Origin of the sequence: Pimelobacter simplex (genome assembly GCF_900114845.1) — a bacterium.
Classification (GTDB): domain Bacteria; phylum Actinomycetota; class Actinomycetes; order Propionibacteriales; family Nocardioidaceae; genus Nocardioides; species Nocardioides simplex.
In genome coordinates this window covers 1,498,258-1,521,380 of the sequence record NZ_FOUK01000001.1, presented here as the reverse complement: position 1 = coordinate 1,521,380, position 23,123 = coordinate 1,498,258, and the positions used below count along the sequence as shown (strand labels likewise).

The 23,123-nt window shown below is 73.9% G+C and carries 23 protein-coding genes; 8 read left to right on the top strand and 15 right to left on the bottom strand.

Annotated elements, in window-relative coordinates; translation table 11 throughout:
- Window positions 1-18: 18 nt before the first annotated feature.
- From BM223_RS07385 to BM223_RS07375, 3 genes are read left to right on the top strand one after another with little or no spacing between them, the layout of a single operon-like run.
- Window positions 19-972, top strand: coding sequence for a metal ABC transporter substrate-binding protein (locus BM223_RS07385; protein WP_200886996.1), 954 nt, complete (start codon window positions 19-21; stop codon window positions 970-972).
- Entirely contained in the window at window positions 969-1,784 is an 816-nt protein-coding gene (locus BM223_RS07380; protein ID WP_038680473.1) for a metal ABC transporter ATP-binding protein, read from the top strand. The genes BM223_RS07385 and BM223_RS07380 overlap by 4 nt, the downstream gene beginning before the upstream one ends.
- A complete protein-coding gene (locus BM223_RS07375; protein WP_038680475.1) occupies window positions 1,784-2,791 on the top strand; it encodes a metal ABC transporter permease in 1,008 nt (335 codons plus the stop codon). Before BM223_RS07380 ends, BM223_RS07375 begins: the two co-directional genes overlap by 1 nt.
- Window positions 2,792-2,906: 115 nt before the next feature.
- On the opposite strand, the gene BM223_RS07370 is transcribed toward BM223_RS07375, so the two are convergent.
- The gene (locus BM223_RS07370) at window positions 2,907-3,740 is read right to left on the bottom strand and encodes an isoprenyl transferase (protein ID WP_052138861.1); all 834 of its coding nucleotides are present in this window, start codon (window positions 3,738-3,740) and stop codon (window positions 2,907-2,909) included.
- Between the two features lie 107 nt (window positions 3,741-3,847).
- Between BM223_RS07370 and BM223_RS07365 the strand changes: the two genes are divergently transcribed.
- Window positions 3,848-4,393, top strand: a complete 546-nt coding sequence (locus BM223_RS07365; RefSeq protein ID WP_038680477.1) for a Uma2 family endonuclease — start codon at window positions 3,848-3,850, stop codon at window positions 4,391-4,393.
- A 13-nt stretch (window positions 4,394-4,406) separates the two neighbouring features.
- Here BM223_RS07365 and recO read toward each other — a convergent pair whose 3' ends face one another.
- Window positions 4,407-5,159, bottom strand: a complete 753-nt coding sequence (gene recO, locus BM223_RS07360) for a DNA repair protein RecO (protein WP_038680480.1) — start codon at window positions 5,157-5,159, stop codon at window positions 4,407-4,409.
- Between the two features lie 57 nt (window positions 5,160-5,216).
- Here recO and BM223_RS07355 point away from each other — a divergent pair, with 57 nt between their 5' ends.
- Window positions 5,217-6,266, top strand: a complete 1,050-nt coding sequence (locus tag BM223_RS07355; protein ID WP_052138863.1) for an esterase/lipase family protein — start codon at window positions 5,217-5,219, stop codon at window positions 6,264-6,266.
- Between the two features lie 42 nt (window positions 6,267-6,308).
- Here the strand turns inward: BM223_RS07355 and BM223_RS07350 are convergent, their stop codons facing one another.
- Window positions 6,309-6,866, bottom strand: a complete 558-nt coding sequence (locus BM223_RS07350; RefSeq protein ID WP_038680482.1) for an NADPH-dependent FMN reductase — start codon at window positions 6,864-6,866, stop codon at window positions 6,309-6,311.
- A 156-nt stretch (window positions 6,867-7,022) separates the two neighbouring features.
- Between BM223_RS07350 and BM223_RS07345 the strand changes: the two genes are divergently transcribed.
- Window positions 7,023-7,652 carry a TetR/AcrR family transcriptional regulator gene (locus BM223_RS07345; protein ID WP_038680484.1) on the top strand — a complete coding sequence of 210 codons (630 nt, stop codon included), beginning with the start codon at window positions 7,023-7,025 and terminating at the stop codon, window positions 7,650-7,652.
- On the opposite strand, the gene cimA is transcribed toward BM223_RS07345, so the two are convergent.
- The 3 genes from cimA to BM223_RS07330 form a co-directional block, all read right to left on the bottom strand.
- Window positions 7,618-9,225, bottom strand: coding sequence for a citramalate synthase (gene cimA, locus BM223_RS07340; protein ID WP_038680486.1), 1,608 nt, complete (start codon window positions 9,223-9,225; stop codon window positions 7,618-7,620). The two genes, BM223_RS07345 and cimA, sit on opposite strands and share 35 nt — an antisense overlap.
- Before the next feature lie 153 nt (window positions 9,226-9,378).
- Window positions 9,379-11,121 carry a serine/threonine-protein kinase gene (locus BM223_RS07335; RefSeq protein WP_052138864.1) on the bottom strand — a complete coding sequence of 581 codons (1,743 nt, stop codon included), beginning with the start codon at window positions 11,119-11,121 and terminating at the stop codon, window positions 9,379-9,381.
- 9 nt (window positions 11,122-11,130) lie between these two features.
- Window positions 11,131-11,532: an MmcQ/YjbR family DNA-binding protein gene (locus BM223_RS07330; RefSeq protein WP_038680488.1), complete on the bottom strand. Its 402-nt coding sequence runs from the start codon at window positions 11,530-11,532 to the stop codon at window positions 11,131-11,133.
- Window positions 11,533-11,560: 28 nt separating this feature from the next.
- On the opposite strand from BM223_RS07330, the gene BM223_RS07325 reads away from it, so the two are divergent.
- On the top strand, window positions 11,561-12,430 hold the full coding sequence (locus tag BM223_RS07325) for an alpha/beta fold hydrolase (protein WP_052138865.1): 870 nt from the start codon (window positions 11,561-11,563) through the stop codon (window positions 12,428-12,430).
- Here BM223_RS07325 and BM223_RS07320 read toward each other — a convergent pair.
- The 4 genes from BM223_RS07320 to BM223_RS07305 all read right to left on the bottom strand — a co-directional run bounded on the left by BM223_RS07320 (window position 12,333) and on the right by BM223_RS07305 (window position 15,095).
- Entirely contained in the window at window positions 12,333-12,611 is a 279-nt protein-coding gene (locus BM223_RS07320) for a hypothetical protein (RefSeq protein WP_075018493.1), read from the bottom strand. The two genes, BM223_RS07325 and BM223_RS07320, sit on opposite strands and share 98 nt — an antisense overlap.
- 26 nt (window positions 12,612-12,637) lie before the next feature.
- Window positions 12,638-13,717: a branched-chain amino acid aminotransferase gene (locus BM223_RS07315; protein WP_200887186.1), complete on the bottom strand. Its 1,080-nt coding sequence runs from the start codon at window positions 13,715-13,717 to the stop codon at window positions 12,638-12,640.
- A gap of 81 nt (window positions 13,718-13,798) precedes the next feature.
- A complete protein-coding gene (locus BM223_RS07310; protein WP_052138866.1) occupies window positions 13,799-14,899 on the bottom strand; it encodes a 3-isopropylmalate dehydrogenase in 1,101 nt (366 codons plus the stop codon).
- 10 nt (window positions 14,900-14,909) lie between these two features.
- Entirely contained in the window at window positions 14,910-15,095 is a 186-nt protein-coding gene (locus tag BM223_RS07305; protein ID WP_038680492.1) for a hypothetical protein, read from the bottom strand.
- A 437-nt stretch (window positions 15,096-15,532) separates the two neighbouring features.
- Here BM223_RS07305 and BM223_RS07300 point away from each other — a divergent pair, with 437 nt between their 5' ends.
- Complete coding sequence (locus tag BM223_RS07300; RefSeq protein WP_038680494.1) at window positions 15,533-16,102, top strand: O-methyltransferase; 570 nt, start codon at window positions 15,533-15,535, stop codon at window positions 16,100-16,102.
- Window positions 16,103-16,356: 254 nt separating this feature from the next.
- Here the strand turns inward: BM223_RS07300 and BM223_RS07295 are convergent, their stop codons facing one another.
- From BM223_RS07295 to BM223_RS07270, 5 genes are read right to left on the bottom strand one after another with little or no spacing between them, the layout of a single operon-like run.
- On the bottom strand, window positions 16,357-17,142 hold the full coding sequence (locus tag BM223_RS07295; RefSeq protein WP_038680496.1) for a double zinc ribbon and FHA domain-containing protein: 786 nt from the start codon (window positions 17,140-17,142) through the stop codon (window positions 16,357-16,359).
- On the bottom strand, window positions 17,139-18,428 hold the full coding sequence (locus tag BM223_RS07290) for a vWA domain-containing protein (protein WP_038680498.1): 1,290 nt from the start codon (window positions 18,426-18,428) through the stop codon (window positions 17,139-17,141). Before BM223_RS07290 ends, BM223_RS07295 begins: the two co-directional genes overlap by 4 nt.
- Window positions 18,421-19,581, bottom strand: coding sequence for a PP2C family protein-serine/threonine phosphatase (locus BM223_RS27845; RefSeq protein ID WP_082003724.1), 1,161 nt, complete (start codon window positions 19,579-19,581; stop codon window positions 18,421-18,423). The genes BM223_RS07290 and BM223_RS27845 overlap by 8 nt, the downstream gene beginning before the upstream one ends.
- The gene (locus tag BM223_RS07275) at window positions 19,578-22,013 is read right to left on the bottom strand and encodes a serine/threonine-protein kinase (protein ID WP_038680500.1); all 2,436 of its coding nucleotides are present in this window, start codon (window positions 22,011-22,013) and stop codon (window positions 19,578-19,580) included. Before BM223_RS07275 ends, BM223_RS27845 begins: the two co-directional genes overlap by 4 nt.
- Complete coding sequence (locus tag BM223_RS07270; protein WP_038684920.1) at window positions 22,010-23,122, bottom strand: hypothetical protein; 1,113 nt, start codon at window positions 23,120-23,122, stop codon at window positions 22,010-22,012. The genes BM223_RS07275 and BM223_RS07270 overlap by 4 nt, the downstream gene beginning before the upstream one ends.
- Window position 23,123: the final 1 nt, after the last annotated feature.

The following is a 23,123-nucleotide window of genomic DNA, read 5'->3' as shown; positions in this document are numbered from 1 at the left end:
AAGATGAGAATGATTCTCATGCGCTTGATGTCCGGCCTCGTCGCCCTCTCCTCCCTGGCCCTGCTCGCCTCCGGCTGCTCGGCGTTCAGCGACGACGCACCCGAGGCCGACGGCAAGGTCACCGTGGCCGCGGCCTTCTACCCGCTCGCCTACGTCGCCGAGCGGGTCACCGACGGGACCGGGACCGACGTCGCGCTGCTCACCCAGCCCGGCGCCGAGCCGCACGACCTCGAGCTCACCGTCAAGGAGACCGCCGAGGTCGCCTCGGCCGACCTCGTCGTCTACGAGTCCGGCTTCCAGCCGGCGGTCGACGACGCCGTCGAGCAGAACGCCGGCGGCGCGACCCTCGACGCCACCAAGGTCGTCGACCCGCTGCCCTTCGAGGAGTCGGCCGCGGAGCACGAGGAGCACGCCGGCGAGGAGGGCCACGACGAGGAGCACGGCCACGACCACGGCGAGCTCGACCCCCACTTCTGGCAGGACCCGCTGCGGATGGCCACCCTCGGCGACGCCGTCGCCGACCGCCTCGCCGAGATCGACGACGCGCACGCCGACGCCTACCGGGCCAACGCCGCCGCGCTGCGCACCGACCTCGAAGAGCTCGACGCGGCGTACACCGCTGGCCTGGGCAGCTGCGCGCGTGACACCATCGTGGTGTCCCACGACGCCTTCGGGTACCTCGAGAAGTACGGTCTGCACGTCGCCTCGATCGTGGGGCTCTCCCCCGACGCCGAGCCGACCGGCGCGGTCCTGGGGCAGCTGCAGGAGCTCATCCGGAAGGAAGGCATCACCACGGTGTTCAGCGAGCCGCTCAAGCCGGCGCTCGGCGAGAGCTTCGCCCACGACCTCGGGCTCCGCAACGCCGTCCTCGACCCGGTCGAGGGCCTGGCCGACGCGGGATCCGACGACGACTACCTGAGCCTCATGCGCGCCAACCTCGACGCCATCGTCGCCGCCAACGAGTGCAAGTGAGCGCGGGCGTCCCCGCGGCGGCGGTCGCGATCAGCGAGGGCAGCGTCGCCCTGGGCGGTCGGCCGGTGCTGCGCGGGATCGACCTCAGCGTCGCGCCCGGCGACTTCGTCGCGCTGATGGGCGCCAACGGCTCCGGCAAGTCCACGCTCGTGCGCGCCCTGGTCGGGCTGCGCCCGCTCGTGGCCGGCGAGGTGCGCCTGTTCGGCACCCCCCTCGACGACTACGACGACTGGCGCCGGATCGGCTTCGTCCCCCAGCGCGCCACCGCCGCCTCCGGCATCCCCGCCTCGGTGTGGGAGGTCGTGGCCGCCGGCCGGCTGACCCGCCGCCGGCTGCTGCGCCCGCTCTCGCGCGCCGACCGCGCCGCCATCGACGACGCACTCGAGATCGTCGGCCTCGCCGACCGGCGCCGCGACGCGGTCAGCAACCTCTCCGGTGGCCAGCAGCAGCGGGTGCTCATCGCCCGCGCCCTGGCCGGCGAGCCGGAGCTCTTCTTCCTCGACGAGCCCACCGCCGGCGTCGACCTGCCCAACCAGCAGGTCCTCGCCGACACCCTGCGCCGGCTCAAGGAGCGCGGCGCGACCATCGTGCTCGTCGCCCACGAGCTCGGGCCGCTGGCGCCGCTGGTCGACCGGGCCGTCGTCCTGCGTGACGGCCGGGTGGCCTACGACGGCGACCCGCTGCGCGACCACGAGGTGCACCAGCCCTGGTTCGCCGAGCCGCACACGCACCACCATCACCCGGCGCGCCCGGTGGCCGACCACGTGCCCCAGGTCTCCTCCCCCGTCGACCGCCCGCGAGGTGACGCCTGATGTCCCCCGTCGAGCTCTTCGCGCAGCCGTTCATGCAGCGCGCGCTCATCGCCGCCCTGCTCACCGGCCTCGCCGCGCCCGCCATCGGCACCTTCCTCGTCCAGCGCCGCCTGGCCCTGATGGGGGACGGCATCGGCCACGTCGCCGTCACCGGTGTGGCGATCGGCCTCGCCACCGGCGCCTCGCCGCTGTGGACCGCCGTCCTCGTCGCCGTGCTCGGCTCGGTGCTCATCGAGGTGATCCGCGAGCGCGGCCAGACCAACGGCGACGTCGCCCTCGCCCTGCTCTTCTACGGCGGCCTGGCCGGCGGCGTCTTCGTCAGCGGCCTGGCCGGGCAGAGCGCCGCCGCGCTCAACCGCTACCTCTTCGGCTCGCTGACCACCATCTCCTCCGGCGACGTGCTCATCACCATGGGCCTGGCCATCGCCGTCGTCGGCCTCTGCCTGGGGCTCGCGCCCCAGCTGTTCGCCGTCGCCCAGGACCAGGAGTTCGCCCGCGTCGCCGGTCTGCGCGTGCGCGGCTACAACGTGCTCGTCGCCGTCCTCGCCGCCGTCTCGGTGACCGTCGCGATGCGCACCGTCGGCCTGCTCCTCGTCTCGGCGCTCATGGTGGTGCCCGTGGCCACCTCCCAGCAGGTCACCCGCTCGTTCCGGACCACCCTGGTCGCGGCCATGGCGCTCGGCACCCTCGCCTCGGTGGGCGGACTCGTCGCGGCCACCTTCGCGTCGTACCGGGTGAACGTGGCGCCGGGTCCCACGATCGTGCTGCTCGCCCTCGCCTGCTACGCCATCGCCTGGCCCATCGGCATCTGGCTCCGCCGCCGCGCCCGCCTGCGCGAGCCCTTCGCCTCCGGTCAGGCCGCGCCGTCCCACGACGCCTGCGGCGCCCACCCCCACGCGCACGGACCGGGGTGCGGCCACCTCGCCGTCCCCCACGACGACCACGTGGACTACGTCCACGACGGGCACCGCCACGCGGCGCACGGCGCCCACTACGACGAGCACTGACCCGGGGCCACTCGCCCGGCGAAGGAGCGCGTTCCGGCGCGCGAAGTGACACGAACCGGCGGTCGAGGGCGCACTCTCGACCGCCGGTTCGTGCTCCTTCGTGCGCCCGAACGCGCTACTTCGTCGGGTTGGGCTCCGCGCCGCCGTAGCGCCGGTCGCGGCGGGCGTAGGTGTCGATGGCGTCCCACAGGTGACGGCGGTCGACGTCGGGCCAGAGGACGTCGGAGAACACGAACTCCGCGTACGCCGCCTGGTAGAGCATGAAGTTCGAGAGCCGCTGCTCGCCGGAGGTGCGCCAGATCAGGTCGGCGTCCGGGAGCTCGGGGACGTAGAGGTAGCGGCCGAGGGTGCGCTCGTCGACCTTGTCCGGGTTAACCCGGCCGGCGGCGACGTCGCGGGCCAGGGCCTTGGCGGCGTCGCCGAGCTCGGAGCGGCCGCCGTAGTTGACGCACATGGTGAGGGTCAGGACGTCGTTGTGCTTCGTGAGCTCCTCGGCGACCTGGAGCTCGGTGATCACCGACTTCCACAGCCGCGGCGCGCGACCGGCCCACCGGACCCGGACGCCGAGCTCGTGCATCTCGTCGCGGCGGCGGCGGATGACGTCGCGGTTGAAGCCCATCAGGAACTTGACCTCGTCGGGGCTGCGCGACCAGTTCTCGGTCGAGAAGGCGTACGCCGACACCGCCTTCACGCCGATCTCGATCGCCCCCTCGACGACGTCGAACAGGCTCGACTCGCCCTCCTCGTGACCGCGCGTGCGCGGCAGGCCGCGCTCCTTGGCCCAGCGGCCGTTGCCGTCCATCACGATCGCGACGTGGTGCGGCACCAGCTCGGCCGGGACGGCGGGCGGACGCGCGCCCGAGGGGTGCGGCGTGGGCGGGCGGACCGGGCCGCGGGCGGCGGCCGCGGCCGCCTCGGCGGCGCGGGTACGACGGGAGGCGCGGGTCACGGGAGCAGTCTCTCAGGAGGCCTGTGGAGGAGCGGTTGCGGGCGATCCGCGCACGATCCAGCATCGGGGCGTGGAAACTCTCGGGAAGGTGATGCAGCATGGGGGCCATGACCATCGATACCGGTGTGCCGCTCGGGCGGGCACTGACGGTCGACGATCTCGAAGCGCTGCCCGATGACGGGCTGCGGCACGAGCTCATCGACGGGGTGCACGTCGTGAGTGCGGCGCCGATCCCGCTGCACCAGCGGGTCAACTTCAAGCTGTGCCGGGCCCTCGATGACGCCGCGCCGGAGCATCTCTGGGTGGTACCGCCGATCGACGTCGTGCTCGCTCGCGACACCGTGCTCGAGCCCGACGTCGTCGTCGCCCCGCGCGACCAGCTGACCGGCAAGCGGCTCGACGGCCCGCCGCTGCTGGCGATCGAGGTGCTCTCGCCGAGCACGGCTCTGATCGACCTCAACACCAAGTACGCGCGGCTCGAGCGGGCCGCAGCGCCGCACTACTGGGTGGTCGACCCGGTGGCGCCGCGGCTGATCGCGTGGGAGCTGCGCGACGGGGCCTACGTCCAGGTCGCCGACGTGTCCGGCGAGGAGACCTGGACGGCGCAGCGGCCGTTCCCGGTCGCGATCTGCCCGGCCCGACTGGTCGAGTAGGACCCCGAGCGGCTCAGCGCTCGACGTAGGCCAGCGACCGCAGCCCGCGCTCGAGCTGCCACTGCACGAACGCCGCGATCAGCCCGCTGGCCTCGCGCACGGGACGCGGCTCGGCGGCCTCGATGACCGGCCAGTCGCCGGCGAGCAGCGCGCCGAGGAGGACCAGGGTCTCGGGGGCGGGGGTCGCGGAGCCGGGGATCCGGCAGGTGGAGCAGAGGACGCCACCCATCGAGGGGTTGAACCACCGGTGGTGCCCGAGCTCGCCGGTCGCCAGGACCGGGGGGCGGCCGCAGTGGGCGCAGTCGACGAAGGCGGGCGCGTAGCCGGCGATCGCGAGCGCGCGCAGCAGGTACGAGTCGAGCACGTGGCAGGGCAGCCGCTGACCGCCGGCCATGGCGTTGAGCGCGCCGAGCAGGAGGCTGAACTGCTGGCGGGCCGGCTCGCGCTCCTCGACGACGAGCCGCTCGGCGGTCTCGAGCATCGCGGTGCCCGCCGTGTAGCGGTCGTAGTCGTAGCCGATCGGCGCGGCGTAGGCGCCGCGGGTCTCGGCCTGGGTGATCGTGTCGAGGTTGCGGCCCTCGGCGATCTGCAGGTCGACGTGGGTGAACGGCTCGAGCCGCGAGCCCCACCGCGAGGTGGTACGGCGCACGCCCTTGGCCACCGCGCGGACCCGGCCGTTCTCGCGGGTCAGGAGCGTGATGATGCGGTCCGCCTCACCCAGCTTGTGGGTGCGCAGGACGATCGCCTCGTCACGGTAGAGTGGCACCCCTCCATTGTGCGGCCTGGAGCGTGACGAAGCCCGGCGCCACCCCGTTGAACGGCCATGCGCCGCGTCACCCTCACCCTGCTCCTGCCGCTCGTGACGGCGCTGGTGGCGGCTCTCGGGACGTGGCCGGCCGCGCACGCCGACGACGACGGCGGCGGTGGCGCCTACGCGCCGCTCGACCGCCCCGGGCCCGCGCTGTCGGTCCCGCGGCCGGCGCTCGCGGCGTCCCTCGCCTGCCACGGCGACCCGCGGACCGGCCCGGCGCCGATCCTGCTCAACCCCGCCACGAGCGTGACGCCGGTCGAGAACTACTCGTGGAACTGGGCGAACGTCTTCGCGGCGCAGGGCCGCTACTACTGCCTGGTGACGGTGCCGCAGCACACATTCGGCGACATCCAGGTGGCCGCCGAGTACGTCGTCAACGCGATCCGCACGATGCACGCCCGCACCGGCCGGCGGATCGCGGTCCTCGGCCACAGCCAGGGCGGGATGAACCCGCGCTGGGCGCTGCGCTTCTGGCCGGACGTGCGCCCGATGGTCGCCGAGATGATCGGCATGGCGCCCTCGAACCACGGGACACGATCGATCCCGGGCTGCCTGCGCGGGCTGACCACCTGCGTGCCGGCGGTCTGGCAGCAGCTCGCGGGGTCGGCGTTCATCAAGGCACTCAACAGCGGCGCCGAGACGTTCGCGGGCATCGACTACACCAACGTCTACACGATGCTCGACGAGGTGGTGACCCCGCCGGCGTCGTCGGGGCTCAGCACCGGTGGCGGCCGGATCGCGAACGTCCGGGTCCAGGACGTCTGCCCGCTCGACCCCTACGAGCACGTGCTCACCGGGACGATCAGCCCCACGACGTACGCCATCGTGATGGACGCGCTCGACCACGACGGACCCGCGGTCGCCGCGCGCGTCGACCGGTCGGCGTGCCGGCGGCTCTCCATGCCGGGCCTCGACCCGCTCGACGCGCGGGCCTACGTCCCGGTGCTGTTCGCACTCCCCCGCCTGGTGAGCACGATGCTGCCGCTCGTCAGCCTCGGTGGGGCCCCGCTGCTGCGGGCCGAGCCTCCGCTGCGGTGCTACGTGCTCGCGGCGGGCTGCTGACCGGCCGGCCGGCGCCGCGGCACCGGCCGGCCAGCCGACGGATCAAGCCGCCGAGACCTCGGGGGTGAACTCGGTGAGGCGGGTCAGGGCGTCGAGCAGCTTGGCCCGGACGTCGGCGTCGGTGGTGGGGTCGACGTCGATCGCGGACTGCGACACGGTGACGTCCTCGACCACGATCGCACCGGCGATGCCGGCCGAGCGGGCGGTGTCGCCGTGCGCCCACTTGCCGCCGTACGGCGTGGGGGTGGCGCCGATGACGCCGAAGGGCTTGCCCACGACGGCGCCGGCGCCGTACGGGCGCGAGAGCCAGTCGATGGCGTTGTTGAGGACGGCGGGCATGGTGCCGTTGTACTCGGGCGTGACGGCGAGGACGCGGTCGGCGCCCTGGACGCGCTCGCGCAGGGCGACGGCGGTGGCGGGAGCGTCATCGCCGTCGATGTCCTCGTTGTAGAACGGGACCTGGTCGAGGCCCTCGATGATGTCGAGGGTCACGCCGGCGGGAGCCTCGTCGCGGAGGATCTCGGCCAGCTTCCGGTTGAGCGAGTCGGCCCGGAGGCTTCCGACGAGGACGGCGACGCGGGTGGTGGTGGTCTCAGTCATGATGGGCGAAACGGACCATGGTCCGCTTCTATTCCGGGGTGGCGGATTTTCCTTTCGGCCCAGGGCGGCGAGGCGGCGGCAGCAACGCGGCAGTTTCACCGCCTAGGCGGTGAAACTGCCGCCGGTGTCGGCACCCCCACCTACAGTTGGCGAACCATGTCTAAGCCCCTGCCGCTGCTGACCGGCGCGCCGCCCGCCGAGCGCGCCGACGCGGCGCGCAACCGCGAGGCACTGCTCCAGGCGGCGACCGAGCTGATCGAGGGCTGCAGCGTCGCGGGCATCACCATGGACGCCGTCGCGGCCCGCGCCGGCGTGGGCAAGGGCACGGTCTTCCGGCGCTTCGGCAGCCGCGAGGGCCTGATGGCCTCCCTGCTCGACCACCGCGAGCGGGTCTGGCAGGCCGGCGTGATCAGCGGCCCGCCGCCGCTCGGGCCGGGGGCGCCGGCGCTCGACCGGCTGCTCGCCTTCGGTGCCTCCCGGATGCGCCTGCACCTCGAGCAGGCCGCCCTGATCGAGGCGGCCGGCCGCACCTGGGGCGAGAACCACGCTGTCCTCGGCTTCGCCACCCTCCACGTCCGGCTGCTGCTCACCGAGCTGGGCACCCCGGGTGACCTCGACTACCTGGCGGGCGCGCTCATCGCGCCGCTCAACATCTCGGTCCTGCGCCAGCAGATGGGACCGAGCGGGATGAGCGAGGAGCGGGTGCTCGCGGGCTGGGAGTCGCTGGTGCGCCGGGTCGTCGGTCCGCCGATCAGTCCCGGTGGTGCCGCAGCAGACCGTAGGTGAGCCCGTCGACGAGCGCCTCCCACGACGCCTCGATCACGTTCGCGCCGACGCCGACGGTGACCCACTGCGTGGCGCCGTCGGTGGTCTCGATGAGCACCCGGGTGATGGCGTCGGTGCCGTGGCCCTGGTCGAGGATGCGGACCTTGAAGTCGATCAGCTCGAACTTCGCGATCTCCGGGTAGGCCTGCACGATCGCCGAGCGCAGCGCCTGGTCGAGCGCGTTGACCGGGCCGTTGCCCTCGCCGGTGACGACATAGCGGACGCCGGCCGCCTGGAGCTTCACGGTCGCCTCGGAGACCGCCTCCTCCCCCGGCTGGGCGTGGGTGAGCGTCTCGGTGATGACCCGCCAGCTCTCCACCTCGAAGTACGACGGCCGCCGGCCCTCGGCCTCCTCGACCAGCAGCAGCTCGAACGAGGCGTCCGCGGCCTCGAAGGTGTAGCCCTGCGACTCGAGCTCCTTGACCCGCTGGGTCACCCGGGTGACGAGCTCCGGGGAGTCGGACAGGTCGAAGCCGAGCTCGCGGCCCTTGAGCTCGATGGTGGCGCGCCCGGCCATGTCGGAGACGAGCAGGCGCATGTCGTTGCCGACGCCCGCGGGGTCCATGTGCTGGTAGAGGTCGGGGTCGACCTTGATCGCGCTCGCGTGCAGGCCGGCCTTGTGGGCGAAGGCCGAGGTGCCGACGTACGGCTGGCGCGAGGCGGGCGGGACGTTGGTGACCTCGGCGACGGCGTGGGCGATCCGGGTGGCCTCGGAGAGGAGGCCGGGCGGGAGCACCTGCTTGTCGAGCTTGAGCTCGAGGTTGGCGACGACGTTGACGAGGTCGGCGTTGCCGGTGCGCTCGCCGTAGCCGTTGATGCAGCCCTGGACGTGCGTCGCGCCGGCGTCGACGGCGGCGAGCGTGTTGGCCACGGCGCAGCCGGTGTCGTTGTGGCAGTGGATGCCGACCCGGACCTGGGCCGCCTCGATGACGTCGTGGACGACGTCGGAGACCCAGCCCGGCAGCATGCCGCCGTTGGTGTCGCACAGCGCGATGACGTCGGCGCCCGCGTCGTACGCCGTGCGGAGGACCTCGAGCGCGTAGGACCGGTCGAGGCGGTAGCCGTCGAAGAAGTGCTCGGCGTCGAGGAAGACCTGCTGCCCCTCGGCGCGCAGGTGGGAGACCGTGTCGCGGATCATCGCGAGGTTCTCGTCGAGCGTGGTGCGCAGCGCCTTCTCGACGTGCCCGACGTGGGACTTCGCGACGAGCGTGACGACGCCCGCGCCGCTGTCGCGCAGGGCCGCGACGAGCGGGTCGTCGGCGGCCTTGACGCCGGCCCGGCGGGTCGAGCCGAAGGCGGCGAGCCGCGCGTGCTGGAGGTCCAGCTCGAGCGCCGCGCGCCGGAAGAACTCGGTGTCCTTGGGGTTCGAGCCCGGCCAGCCGCCCTCGATGTAGCCCACCCCGAGCCCGTCGAGCTGGCGCGCGATCGTCAGCTTGTCGGCGACCGAGAGGTTGAGCCCCTCCTGCTGGGCGCCGTCGCGCAGCGTCGTGTCGTAGACGTGGAAGGAGCCGTGGAGGTCGAGCTGCTGGGTCATCGTGATCTCTCGCTGGTGCGTCACCTGGGCAAAACAAAAGCCTCCCGACAACGAGAGGCTGGCGCGTCCGACGGTGGTCGGACGCGCTAGGTAATGATCGTGATGAAGGTGGTCACGGGCCCTAGTCTGCCACGGATCGGTGAGACGGTGATCTCAGAGTCCGAACGGGCCGCCGGTCCAGGGCACCCAGGAGACGTCGTTGCCGGCGACCAGGGCCGCGAGCAGCGCGGCGATCCCGAGCAGCACCGCGCAGGTCAGCACCCAGGGCAGCGGCCGGCGGCACAGCGGGAAGAGTGCCCGGGCGACCGGGCCGCGGAACCGACTGCCGCCCGGTCCCGACCACAGCGCCACGCCGACGGTCGCGCCGCAGGCGAGGAGGGTGGACGGCACGTCGAGCTGGACGGCGTAGCCGAGCAGGCCGGCGGCCAGGCCGAGGCCGGCGCTCCACGAGACGAGGACGACCGTGCCGGTGACCGCGCGCAGCCCGTGCCAGGGGCTGGAGAAGGCCCAGCGCAGGCCGTCGTACCACTTGACCCCGCGGACGGTACGGCGCTGGGCGACCGCCGACGCGGCGAGAGAGCCTGCGCGGAGCAGCCACACGGCGAGCACCACGAGCGCGAGCGCCACCCACGGCGCGGCCGCGAATCCGGCGCCGAGTGCGAGCGCGCCGGAGCCGATGGCGGTCCAGCGGCGCAGCCGCTCGCCCAGGGGCGGGCGGGGCTGCGGCGCGAACGGGTCGCCGGGGTCGCCGGCCTGGTCGCCCCAGGCCTCGTCGAACTCGCGCTCCATCCGGGTGACCGCGTCGCCGGGCGCGACGGTGGCGGGCGCTGCGGGCGCGGCCGGCGCTACCGGCGCTACCGGCGCTGCGGGAGCCGGGGGCGGGTACGCCGGTCCCGGCACGGTCGGCGGCGTCAGCACCGGCGTCGGCGGCGCGACGCTGACCGGTGCGGCCGGGCCCGGCGCCGCGCCGGCCTGGGCGGCGAGCGCGAGCGGCAGCGTGAAGTCGTCGGGCTCGTCGGCCGGGTCCGGAGCCTCGAGGGGCGGCGCGAACAGCCCGCCCGGGGGCGCCACTCGCGGCAGCTCGGGCCGGGTGCTCAGCGGGCGCAGCCAGGCGAGGATCTCGTCGAGCAGGGGGCGCGCCAGCGGGTCCGGGTGGAGCGCGGCCGCAAGGACGTCGGCCAGCGGGCGCTCGATCCCGGACAGGTCGTGCTCGCCCCGACGCGTCCGGTCCATCACGGCCATCGCCGGCCCGCGGCCGTAGGGCGCGCGCCCGCTCGCGGCGTAGGCGACCGTCGCCGCCCAGGCGTGGACGTCGGCGGCGGGGGTCGCCTCGTCGCCGTACAGGATCTCGGGGGCGAGGTAGCCCGGCGTGCCGAGCAGCCAGCCGGTCTGGGTGAGCCGGATGTCGTCGGCGACGCGGGCCAGGCCGAAGTCGATGAGGATCGGCGTGCGCCCCTCCATGAGGACGTTGCCGGGCTTGACGTCGCGGTGCAGGACGCCGACCGCGTGCACCGCGGCGAGCCCCTCGGCCAGGCAGCCGGCCAGCCAGTGCAGGTCGCTGCCGACGACCGGGCCCTCGGCGGCGACGTGGTCGTGCAGCGAGAGGCCGGGGACGTAGCGGGTGACGACGTAGGGCACGTCGGCCCACGGGTCGGCGGCGAGCATCTCGGCGACCCAGGGGCTGCGGACCCGGGTCAGCGAGCTCACCTCGCGCGCGAGCCGGCCGCGCGCCTCGTCGTCCCCGACGATCTGGTGGCGCAGCACCTTGAGCGCGACCCGGCGCCCGTCGGGACCCTGGGCGAGGTGGACGATGCCCATGCCGCCCTCACCGAGCTTGGTGAGCAGCAGGTAGGCGCCCACCTGGGTGGGCACGCCGCTGTCGGGTCGGGTCGTCACGCCCTGAGATTACCTGCGGGCATCGAGCTCGGCGATGAGGCGCTTCGGCGCCACGCGGCGGTACGACGCGTCGGCCAGCTCCGCGATCTCGGCCCAGTCGACGCCGGGGCCGGCGAGGTCGATCGCGCGGCCGCCGTACGGGCCGTAGTAGGCGGGGACGAAGAACCGCGGGTCGTCGTCGATGGCCGGCAGGTCGACGTCGTCGGGCGTGAAGATGAAGGCGCTCGGCACCCTCCGGTGCTCCCCCGGCCGGATCTTCTCGCTCCCGCCGAAGGCCGCGAAGATCCTGCCCGCCCGGAAGGTCGGCCGGCCGTGGCTGACCTTCTCCTCCGCTCCGGGGAGGGCCAGGCAGATCCCGCGCAGCTCGGCGAGGCCGGGATCGTCGTCGGAGAACATGATGGGGTGCACCATGGGGCCAGTATGCGTGCCACCATGGACCATGGGCTCGGCCCTCGAGGTGCACCGCCTGGGTGCGGGGGCACCGCCGCTGCTCCTCGTCCAGAGCGGGCTCACCGCCGACGAGCTTCTCCCCCTCGCCCGCGAGCCGGTCCTCGACGGCTGCGAGCGGCTGGTCCCGCACCGGCGCGGGTACGCCGGCAGCGGACCCGCCGCGGGGTCCCCCTCGATCGCGGGCGACGTCGCCGACTGCCTCGCGCTGCTCGACGCGCGGGGCCACGAGCGGGCGCACGTGCTCGGGTACTCCTACTCGGGGGCGGTCGCCCTCCAGCTCGCCGCCGACCACCCCGAGCGGGTGGCCGGGCTGGTGCTGGTCGAGCCGCCGCCGCTGCTGGCTCCGTCAGCGCGCGCCGAGTTCGTCGCGACGGTGGAGGGGCTGCTCGCCGTCCGCCGGGAGGCCGGGGTGGAGGCTGCGCTCGACGCCTTCTGGGCGATGCTCGGGACGCCCGCGTGGTGGGCCGCGCTCGACGCGCAGGTCCCCGGCGCCCGCGACCAGATGCGCCGGGACGCCGCGACCTTCCTCGACGCCGACCTCCCCGCGCTGCTGGCCTGGTCCTTCGGGGACGCCGACGCGGCCCGGGTGCGCTGCCCGGTGCTCCACGTCGGCGCCGACGGCAGCGGCCCGTGGTGGGCCGCCGTGCGCCGTCAGGTCCGGGCGTGGTTCCCCGGCGCCGGGGACGTCGTCGTGGCGGGCGCCGACCACGGCCTGGCCCTCACCCACGCCGCCGAGATCGCGGCCCGGATCGCGCCGGCGCTCAGCGCAGCCGGCCCGCGCGATACTCGGCGACGAAGCTCTCGACCGCCCGATTGGCCTCGCGCAGCCCGTCGCCCGTCTCGCGCCGGTACTGCTTGACCGCGTGCACCACCTTGTCGGCGCGGATGAAGGCCAGCACCTCCTCCGACGGTCGCAGCGGCCCGGGCGCCGCTGCCCCCGCGGCCGGGACCGAGTAGGGCGGGGTGTGCCCGGCCTGCCGGTAGAGCCAGTTGACGTGCTCCTCGAGCTTGGCGATCCGCGCGTCCAGGTAGGAGTCCATGCCGCGACCCTACGAGGCAGGTGGGCTCAGTCGATCTTGCGCATCCAGCCGAAGGTGTCATCGGCCCGGCCGAGCTGGACGTCGACGAGCGCCTGCCGGATCCGCATGGTCAGGTCCTGGCTCGCGGGCGCCGGCGTCTCGCCGCCGGCCCACTTGAGCGCGCCGACCGGGGTGACGACCGCCGCGGTGCCGCAGGCGAAGATCTCGGTGATCCGGCCGCTGGCCACGCCCTCGCGCCACTCGTCGATGCCGAACTTCCGCTCGGTGACGTGGTGGCCCATCTTGCCGGCCAGCTCGATGATCGAGGAGCGCGTGATGCCCTCGAGGATCGTGCCGGTCTCGGGCGTGACGATCGAGCCGTCGTCGAACACGAAGTACATGTTCATCCCGCCGAGCTCCTCGACGTAGGTGCCCTCCTGGGCGTCGAGGAAGACGACCTGGTCGCAGCCCTGGGCGTAGGCCTCCTGCTGGGCGACCAGCGACGAGGCGTAGTTGCCGCCCGTCTTGGCGGCGCCCATGCCGCCGCGCCCGGCGCGCGTGTACTCCTCGGTCAGCCACAGCGTGACCGGCTTGACGCCGCCCTTGAAGTAGGCGCCGGCCGGGCTCGCGATCACCATGAAGGTGACGTGCTGGGCCGGGCGCACCCCGAGGAACTTCTCGGAGGCGAACATGAACGGGCGCAGGTACAGGCTCTTCTCGCCGCCGTCGGGGTTGCCGGGCACCCAGCGGGCGTCGGCCTTGACGAGCTCCTCGACGGCCTGGAGGAAGTCGGGCACCTCGAGGACCGGCAGGGCGAGCCGGTGGCTGGAGCGGATCATCCGCTCGGCGTTGGCCTCGGGCCGGAACAGCCACAGCGAGTCGTCGTCGTGGCGGTAGGCCTTCATCCCCTCGAAGGTCTCCTGCGCGTAGTGCAGGACGGCGGCCGCGGGGTCGAGCGTGATCGGGCCGTACGGCGTGATGCGGGCGTCGTACCAGCCCTGCTCCGGGGTCCACTCGACGGTGAACATGTGGTCGGAGAAGTGCGACCCGAACCCCGGGTTCGCCAGGATCTCCGCCAGGCGGGCGTCGTCGGTGGGGTGCGCAGAGAGCGTGGTCGTGATCTGCATGGTCATCAGGTTAGTCCTCGTTAACGCGGGTCGGCAGGGGGCATCTGCCCGCGTTCGGAGGGGAGCGTCTCCGAAGGCGGGCTAGCCGGCTACTCGGGAGGCGATGGCGTCGCCGACCTCGGGGGTCCGGCGCTGCTGACCGGGCGTGCGCGCCTCGAGGTCGGCGAGCACGGCCGCCTCGATCCGGGCGGCGGCCTCGGGGTGGCCGAGGTGGTCGAGCAGGAGCGCGCCGGAGAGGATCGCGGCGGTCGGGTCGGCGACGAGCTGACCCGCGATGTCGGGCGCCGAGCCGTGCACGGGCTCGAACATCGAGGGCGCGGTGCGGTCGGGGTTGACGTTGCCCGAGGCCGCGAGGCCGATGCCGCCGGTGATGGCCGCGGCGAGGTCGGTGACGATGTCGCCGAACAGGTTGTCGGTGACGATGACGTCGAAGCGCTGCGGGTCGGTGGCGAGGAAGATCATCACCGCGTCGATGTGGCAGTAGTCGGTGGTCACGTCGGGGTACTCGGCCGCGACCTTCTCGAACAGCCGCCACCAGACCTGGCCGGCGTGCACCAGCACGTTGGTCTTGTGGACGAGGGTGAGCTTCTTGCGGGGCCGCTTGCGGGCGCGCTCGAAGGCGTCGCGGACGACGCGCTCGACGCCGTACGCGGTGTTGACCGAGACCTCGGTGGCGACCTCGGCGGGCGTGCCGACGCGCAGCGCGCCGCCGTTGCCGGTGTAGGGACCCTCGGTGCCCTCGCGGACGACGACGAAGTCGATCTCGCCCTTGCCCAGCACCGCGTCGGACAGCGGCGCGACCGAGCCCGGGAACAGGCGCGAGGGGCGCAGGTTGACGTAGTGGTCGAGCTCGAAGCGGAGCTTGAGCAGCAGACCGCGCTCGAGGATGCCCGGGGGCAGGTTCGGGTCGTTGGGCTTGCCGCCGACCGCGCCGAGGAGGATCGCGTCCTGGCCCTTGATCTCGGCGAGCACCGACGGGGGCAGCACCTCACCGGTCTTGAGGTAGTTCTCGGCACCCAGGTCGTACTGGGTGCGGGAGAACTTCAGCTCGGCCGGCGCCGCCACCTCGAGCACCTTGAGCGCCTCGGCGGTGACCTCGGGACCGATGCCGTCACCCGGGATGACGGCGAGGTCGACCTGGCCGGTCGCGGGCGTGAAGGAGGCAGCGGAGGTGTCGGTCATGACGGCGAGGTTAGTTGTCGTCGGGACGGCCGGCGTCACCGTCTCGCAGGTCAACCGCGCCGAGGGTCTCGAGATCGCGGTGCAGCGGGTGCTCGGGGTTGTGCTTGGCGGGGCCCCACTCCGTCGTCCCGGCGTCGGTGCGGGAGGCGTAGCCGGTGGGGTTCGTGCGGCGGTCGCTGCTGGTCGAGGTGAACATCGCTGTGTCTTTCGTGAGGAGGAGCTGCGCGGGTGGAGGAAGGAACGGGTACGGCCGTCCTGGGCTCCTCCCACCGCGACGGGTGGGTGTCAGCTCGTGGGTCTCACGATGTCGACTGCGACGGGGGTGCGGATCACGCGGTATGCCGGCCGGTGGGCCCGTCGCGGTGCTCTGCGGAGAAAGCGCCAGGACTGTCGAGTTGGACGAGCGGCCTGGGCGCCGATAGTGGGAACGCCGCGATCACCGCGGCGAGGTGGCCTCTCTCAGGCCTCGCCGCGGCGCACGATTACGAGAAGAGCGCTCCGCATGGTGGACAGATCCTACGACAGGTGAGACGACGAGGCCAGCACCGTCTCGCATGGCGGAGTGTCGCGAGCCGCGTCCATGGGACGAGACCGGCGCACAGCATCTGAGACACCGGATGTAAGACTCGATGCATGAGCGCGCCCCCCGAGCTTCCCGACGTCGTCAACCGCGCGTTCGACGTGTCCCGTCGCGCGGGCTACGTGTCGTTCTGCCGCAACGAGACCGGCCGCCTGCTGGCGGCCCTCGCCGCGACCCGTGAGGGCACGATGGCCGAGTTCGGCACCGGCTGCGGCGTCGGCACGGCGTGGCTGCGCTCGGGCGTGCGCAACGACAAGGCGCGCATCCTCACCGCCGAGCTCAACCCCAAACTCGCCGCGGCCGCCGCGGAGATCTTCGTGGACGACGCCCTGGTCGACGTCCTCGCCGCGGACTGGTCGACGCTGATGGACAAGGGCCCGTTCTCGCTGCTCTTCCTCGACTCGGGCGACCCCTCGGCCGTCGGGGTCGACAAGATCGCCGACCTGGTCGAGCCGGGCGGCATCGTCGTCCTCGACGACTTCGTGCCGTGCGAGATGTGGCCGCCCATCACCGGCGGCCGGGTCGACACGCTGCGCGAGGAGTGGCTCACCGACGAGCGGTTCACGACCGTCGAGGTGATGGTCGCCGCGGACGCGTCCGCGCTCATCGCCACCCGCCGCTGAGCCGCGCGCGCCGCTGCTGAACCACGCGCCGCTGAGCCGGCCGCCGCTGAGCCGGCTCGGGGCTGCCGCGCGCGTCCGCGGCGGGGTGCGACCGTCGTCGGGTAACACGCTGTCCACCGTGCTGACCGGCGGTTGACGTCGCTCCACGCCGTCTGCAACGGCGTGGAAGCAACGACAAGTGGCGCGAACCAACGCGGACAGCGTGTTACAGCGGGTGGGGCGCGGCGCGCGGACGGCGGGGGCGGGGGCGGTGCTCAGACCTCGCCCGGCTGCGCCCGGCGGATCACCAGCCGGGTCCACGCGCCGAGGTAGACGCGGCCGTCCGGCGGGATCTCGCGCTTCTCGCCTGCCGGCACCGGGTCCTTGGGCAGCGGCCCGATGGCGGTGCCGAGGTAGGTGCCGTTGGACGAGCCGAGGTCCTCGACCCACCAGCGGGTGCCGTCGGTGGTCAGCTGGCAGTGCCGCCGGCTGATCCCGTTGTCGGCGCCGAGGTCGATGTCGGGGTGGATCCCGCGGCTGCGGGAGGTGCGGCCGACCAGGATCGACGTGGTCCGCAGCGCGACGACGGTGGGCACGCCAGCGGAGGGCAGCGGGTCGGTGGACTCCTGGTCGGCGTACCAGTCGGGGTCGATCCAGACCTCGGCGATCCAGGGCTCGGCCAGCGGCGGCGCGACCGACGCCGGCGGCTCGGGCGCCGCCGGGGCCGACGGGGACGCCGGGGCCGAGGGCGCGTCGAGGTCGAGCGCGGACGGCGTGGGCGGGGCGAGCGGGCTCGGCGGGGTGATCGGCCGCGGCATCGAGCCGGTCGTGAAGTCGTAGCCGCAGGCCTCGCAGAAGAGCGCGTTCGGCGGGTTAGCCGCCTGGCAGTTCGGGCACGCGGCCGTCGTCGGCTCGGCGGGCGCCGCCGGCGCCGCGGGAGCCTCCGGGGCCGCCGGGGCCGCGGCCGGCGCGGCGGAGCCCCCGCCGGCCGGGATCGGCAGGCCGCAGACGTCGCAGTAGTCGTCGGCGGCCGACTCGTGCCCGGACGGGCAGGTGCTCATGAGGTGGGCTCCTTGCGGATCCTCGTGGTCTTGGTGGAGGCGGTGTCGAGCGCCATCTCGTCGGCCTTGTCGACGGCACGCTTGAGCCGGACGGTGCCGGTCTCCTCGCTGTCGACGTCGACGACCTTGCGCAGCTTGGACGTCGCCTCGTCGTTGCCGGTCTCGGCCGCGAGCTGGACGGCACGGCCGAGCTTGGTGGTCGCCGTCGCCTCGTCGCCGGCGGCCTTGGCGGCCAGGCCCTCCTGGATCATCTGGGCGAGCTCGGCCTGGCCGGTGTAGTGGGCGACCTGCTGGTCGATCCGGGTGGTGAGCTCGGAGTTGCCCGACCAGGTCGCCTTGACCAGCGCCTGGGTGACGACGTCGCTGCCGAGGGCGAGCTGGACGCGCGCGGCGAGCTGCTCCTGGCCGATCGCCTTGGCCGGCACCCGGATCGCGACGTGGTAGTCGCGCGACTCGTCGGACCACGCCCCCGTGGGGTAGTCGCCGGTGAGCGGGTTGACCGGCGTCCGCCGGTTGGTGAGGTCCTCGACCGTGGGCGAGACCTGGCGCACGAAGAGCACCTCGGCGCCCTGCGGCGTCCACACCCGCAGCGAGGCGTCGGCGACGCCGCGGGACATGGCGTTGCGCATGATCTCCTCGAACTGCGCCTTCATCTCCGCGGGGCGCGGGATGATGTCGACGGTGCCGAGCAGGGCCTGGGCGATCCGGCGGATCTCGGCGACCTGCCAGTCGGTGCCGGCGCCGCGGCAGTCGGCCTGGAAGTAGCCGGTGGCGCGGTTGATCGCGTCGTCGAGGCGGCCCGGACGCTCCCGGTTCTCGCCGTCGGTGAGCAGCAGCACGTGCCGCTGGGTGACCTCGGCGACGGAGCCGAAGAGCTGGCCGGCCAGGTCGAGCCAGGTGCTGATCGCGGTGCCGCCGCTGCCGACGAAGCGGCCGATGGCGGCCGCGGCCTCCTGCCGGGTGCGGGCGTCCATCCGGACCATGCCCGGGCCGCTGGAGACCTGGGGGTAGGCCAGCATGGCGCGGTCGGCGCCGGCGATCACGGCGAAGTAGGTGCCGTCGACGATCTCGGCCAGGGCGGCCTGGGCGGCCTCCTTGGCGGCGGCCATCGTCGACGGGCCCATCGAGCCGGACGTGTCGACGATGATGATCTCGCCCGCGCTGCCCGCCCCGGACTGGCCGGCGGTGCCGGCGCCCTGGCAGGTGATCGTGACGATCGCGTTGACGTCGGTTCCGCCGTCGGGCAGGAACTCGTTCTGGTAGACGGCGGCGCTGAACTCAGCCATCGCTCGGCTCTCCTCCTGAGGTGCCCGCGGGCGCGGGCGTCGGGGTCTGGTCATTCTGCCCGAGATCGACCCGGGCGACGGCGGCGGTGATGTTGTCGTGGCCGCCGGCAGCATTGGCGAAGGCGACGAGGGCCAGCGCGAGCGCGGCCGGGTCGGCCGGGCCGGCCGGGTCCGCCGTCGCCGCGGCGCGGACCTGAGCGTGCATCTCCTCGGGCGTGGACGCGTAGTTCCACAGCCCGTCAGAGCAGGCGAGCAGCCAGCCGGGCTCGGTGACCTCGAGGCTGCCGACGGTCGGCGTGAGGTCCTCGGCGTCGCGGCCCAGCCACTTGGTGATGGCGTGCGCCTGCGGCCCGGACTCGGCCACCTCGCGGGCGATGCCGTCGGCGATCTGGGCCTGGGCGAGCGAGTCGTCGGTGGTCAGCTGGACCGGCCGGCCGGCGTCGGGCAGCCAGTACGAGCGGGAGTCGCCCACGTTGGCCCAGGTGATCCGGCGGCCCTCGAGAACGGCGGCGGTGAAGGTCGCCGACGCCGGGTTGGGCGAGTCGGGGTCGGTGACGGCGACGATCGCGGTGTTGGCCGCGGCCACGGCCGCCGTCAGCACCTTGCGGACGGCGGCGTCGCGGCTCTCGGGCGTCCCCATCCCCGACGGCAGCGGTACCCGCAGCACCTCGCGCGCCGCGCGGGCACCGGCCAGCGAGGCGACGTCGGAGTCGATGGAGTTCGAGACGCCGTCCATCACGATGAGGACCGCGCGCGAGCCCGGCTCGGCGCCCGCGAGGAGCGCCATGGCGTCCTCGTTGCGGTTCTTCCGGACCGCCTTGTCGCACACGCCGGCCACCCAGGACGCGGGGTGCTCCTCGAAGTGGTCGCGCTCGCTCGGTGCCTTGGTGCCGCACTCGAGGCAGTAGAGGTCGGCGCCGACCTCTCCCCCGCACTCGGTGCAGGGACGGCGGCCCGCGGGCGCCGGCGGGTCGGGCAGCGTGCCGGCCGGCTTGCGGGTCGGCGCACTGATCGGCGCGTCGCCGAGCGGGTGGTCCCCGGACGTCGCCGCGACCGGGGCCGGCCCGGGCGCCGTCGTCCCGACGGGGGCACCGCAGCTCTCGCAGAAGCGCGCGCCCGGCGCGAGCGCCGCTCCGCAGGAGGGACAGGTCACGTGAGGCTCCAGTTCCGGACGGCGTTGGCCTGGTTGACCAGGCTCACCCGCTCCTTGAGGTCGACGGCGTCGCGGGCGAGCAGCCGCAGGGCGTTCTCGAGCCCGTCGCGGACGCCGGCCTCGGTCGCGGTGACCGCGCCGATCGTCGTCCCGGCGGGGACGGGGGCGCCGGGCTGGCTGACCACGGGCAGCGCCTCGGTGAGGATCCGCACGGTGAACCGCTGCCGGGTCTGCTGGTCGACGCTCGACGCCTCGATGGTCCGCATCGCCTGGTCGAGCACGGTGATGTCGTGCGCGCCGCCGGTGAGCAGCACCTCGGCCCTCTGCTGCCGGCTCTCGGTGTAGCCGCGGCTCGTGGTCGGGACCAGGTCGAGCGCGGCGACCGCGCCCACCGTGTCCTGGCGCGCGGCGCGGACCCGGGCCATGCCGAAGGCCGCGGGCGGGACGTAGGCCGCGTCGGTCGAGGCGCACACCTGGTAGAGCCCCTCGGCGACCTCGGGCAGGCCGCCGCGCTCGCAGGCGAACGCCAGCGCCAGCTTGGGCGCGAGCTCGCCGGGGACCTGCTGGTAGACCGCGTTGAACGAGGCCTTCGCGGTCTCCCAGTCGTCGGCCTGGACGGCGGCGAGCCCCTCGACCCACAGCGCCCGCCACTCCCACGGGTCGTCGGTGAGCAGCCGCTGCGCGTGGCCCTTGGCGAGCACCGGGTCACCGAGGTCGAGCGCCGCGCGGGCCCGGGCCAGCCAGACCTCGGCGGTGTCCTCGGGCGCGGACTCGAGGTCGGCGAGGCGGCGCTTCGGGTCGTCGTCCCCGATGGTGCTCAGCCAGCTGTACTGCGCGTCGGTGGTGTCCTCGCGCAGGGCGGGCAGCTGGCTCCAGCCGGTGATCGGGCGCGCGGTGGCGGGCGACTCGAAGAGCACCGAGGCCGCCGACGTGCTCGCCGTCCCCTGGCGGCGGCGGGCGACGACCTCGCGCAGCACGCCCAGCACCTGGGTGCGCATCTCGTCGACGGACGCGAACCGGTCGGCCGGGTCGGGCGCGCAGCACTTGGCGATGAGCTGGTAGAGCGAGTCGTTCTGCTGGAACAGCGGCGTGCTGTCGACCGGCGGGAGGCTGTGCAGGTAGGTGCCCTGGTAGCCGCGGAACTCCATGCACAGCACGAGCAGCGTGCGGCCGATCGTGTAGATGTCGGAGGCGACCGACGGGCCGACCTCGGCGACCTCGGGCGCCTGGTAGCCGACGGTGCCGTAGATCGCCGACTCCTCGTCGTCGATGCGGCGCACGCCGCCGAGGTCGATCAGCTTCATCGCGTCGCCGACCTGGATCATGTTGTCGGGCTTGAAGTCGCAGTAGACCAGGCCGAGGTCGTGCAGGTACTGGAAGGCCGGCAGCAGCTCGAGGATGTAGGCGAGCGCCTGGTCGACCGGCAGCGGGTCGTAGGCGCCGCCGTTGGCGGTCATCCGCTCCTTGAGGATCTGCTTGAGCGACTTGCCGCCGACGTACTCCATGACGATGTAGCCGGCGCCGTCGTGGGTGACGAAGTTGTAGATCTCGACGATGAGCGGGTGCTCGACCTGGGCGAGGAACTGCTGCTCGGCGATCGCCGCCGCCAGCGCGTCGGGGTCACCGGAGTTGAGCAGGCCCTTGAGGACCACCCAGCGGTTGGAGACGTTGCGGTCGCGGCCGAGGTAGATCCAGCCGAGGCCGCCGTGCGCGAGCGCGCCCGCCACCTCGTACTGGCCGGCGACGAGGTCGCCCTGCTTCAGCTTGGGCGTGAACGAGAACGGCTGGCCGCAGTTGGGGCAGAAGCCCTCGCTGCGCCCGGGCGTCCCGTCGATGCCGCGGCCCACCGCGTTGCCGCACTTGGCGCAGCTGCGCTTCTCCTCGGGGACCTCGGGGTTCGCCATGATCGCCCGGGCCGCGTCGACCGGCGGGGCGGGCGGGACGACGGTCAGGCCGGCGCCCAGCCGCGCGGAGCGCATCCGCTGGGAGCCGGTGCGGGTGCGCCGCGTGGACGACGTCCCGCTCGCGCCGGCGCGCTTGGAGCCGATCGCCGCGGACTGGACCCGGCTGGCCGCCGTCGCCGACGTGCCCTCGCGGCCCGAGAGCGGCTGGGACTCGGCGATCGCCGCGGCCTCGGCGACCCGGGCGCCCGGCACGGCCGGCGTCCCGCACACGTCGCAGTAGCCGTCGAGGATCTTGCCGGTGCAGCCGGGCTGCTGGCAGGGGCTGCCGTTGGGCGCGGGGACCGCGCGCGGCGAGGTGCTCGCCGTGACGCCGGTCAGCGCGCTCGCGGGCGTGCTGGCGGGAGCGGCAGGAGTGGCGGCGGCGGCCGGGCTGGTCGTGCCGCCGGTGCCGGGCATGCCGCAGACGTCGCAGTAGCCGTCGACGATGCTGCCCGTGCAGCCGGGCTGGGTGCAGGCACCTGTGCTCATGGGGTGGTCTCCTTGATCAACCAGGTCTGGTACGTCGTGACGAGCTGCTGGGCGACGCTCATCGGTGCGGGCGAGCGGGCCAGGACCGCGCGGGCGGCCTGCTCGCTCGCGGCGAGGTCGGGGTGGTCGGCCACGCCCGCGGCGCGCGCCTTGGCGACGTACGCCTCGAGCAGGCCGACGAGCTGCTGGTGCTCCTCGAGCGCCGCGGCATAGGCGTGCTGGGCGATCTCGAGCGCCTGCGAGACCCGGTCGAGCCGCTGCAGGTAGGGGCCGATCGCGTCGGGCGTCACCGGCACCGGGCCGAGCGCGCCGACGTCCGGGACGGCGTAGCGCGGCGCCGGGTCGACGGTCGCCACGCAGGTCTCGGCGAGCTTCTGCAGCGCCGCCTCCCGCGCTTCGAGGTCGGCCCGCAGCTCGCGCGCCGAGATCACCTGGTCGCGCGCGTCGCGGCGGCGGGCGTTGCCGACGATGAGGTCGCGCTCGAACGTCGTCGCCTCGGTCTCGATCGGCCCGAGCATTCCCCCGACGTCGCCGCCGCGCTCGGCCTTGGCCGTGATCCCCTCGAGCCGCGACATCAGCTCGGCCAGCCGCTGGATCGCGCCGTCGCGGCTGATCGCCGGCTCGAGCCCGACCTGGTCGCGGATCCGCTCCAGCTGCGCCCGCAGCTCCCGGATCCGCGCCGCCTGGGCGTCGGCACCCGGCACCAGCGACAGCCGGCTCCGCAGCTGCCCGGTCAGCGCGTCGCACAGCCGCCCCGCCTCCGGCAGCGACACCGCCAGCCCACCCGGCAGCTCGGTCGCCCCGTCGAGCCGGCCCCAGATCAGCGCCGAGATCCGCTCCCGCTCCTGCTGCAGCACCCGGCCGCCGTCCCAGGTCGCGAAGACCAGCTGGTAGCGGTCCGAGATCGCCTTCCACAGCGCCAGCGCCAGCGACATGTCCCCCGCCAGCTCACCCCCGCGACCGGCCGCCAGCGCGGCCTGGTCGAGCTCGTCGAGCTCGGAGCGTCGTACCCGGAGCCAGGTGTCGAGCTCGCCGAGGTAGGCCTGGATCGCCGCAGGGTCCAGCGCGTCCCCGAGCTTGCCGGGAGCGGTGGGTGCGGTGGTGGTCATG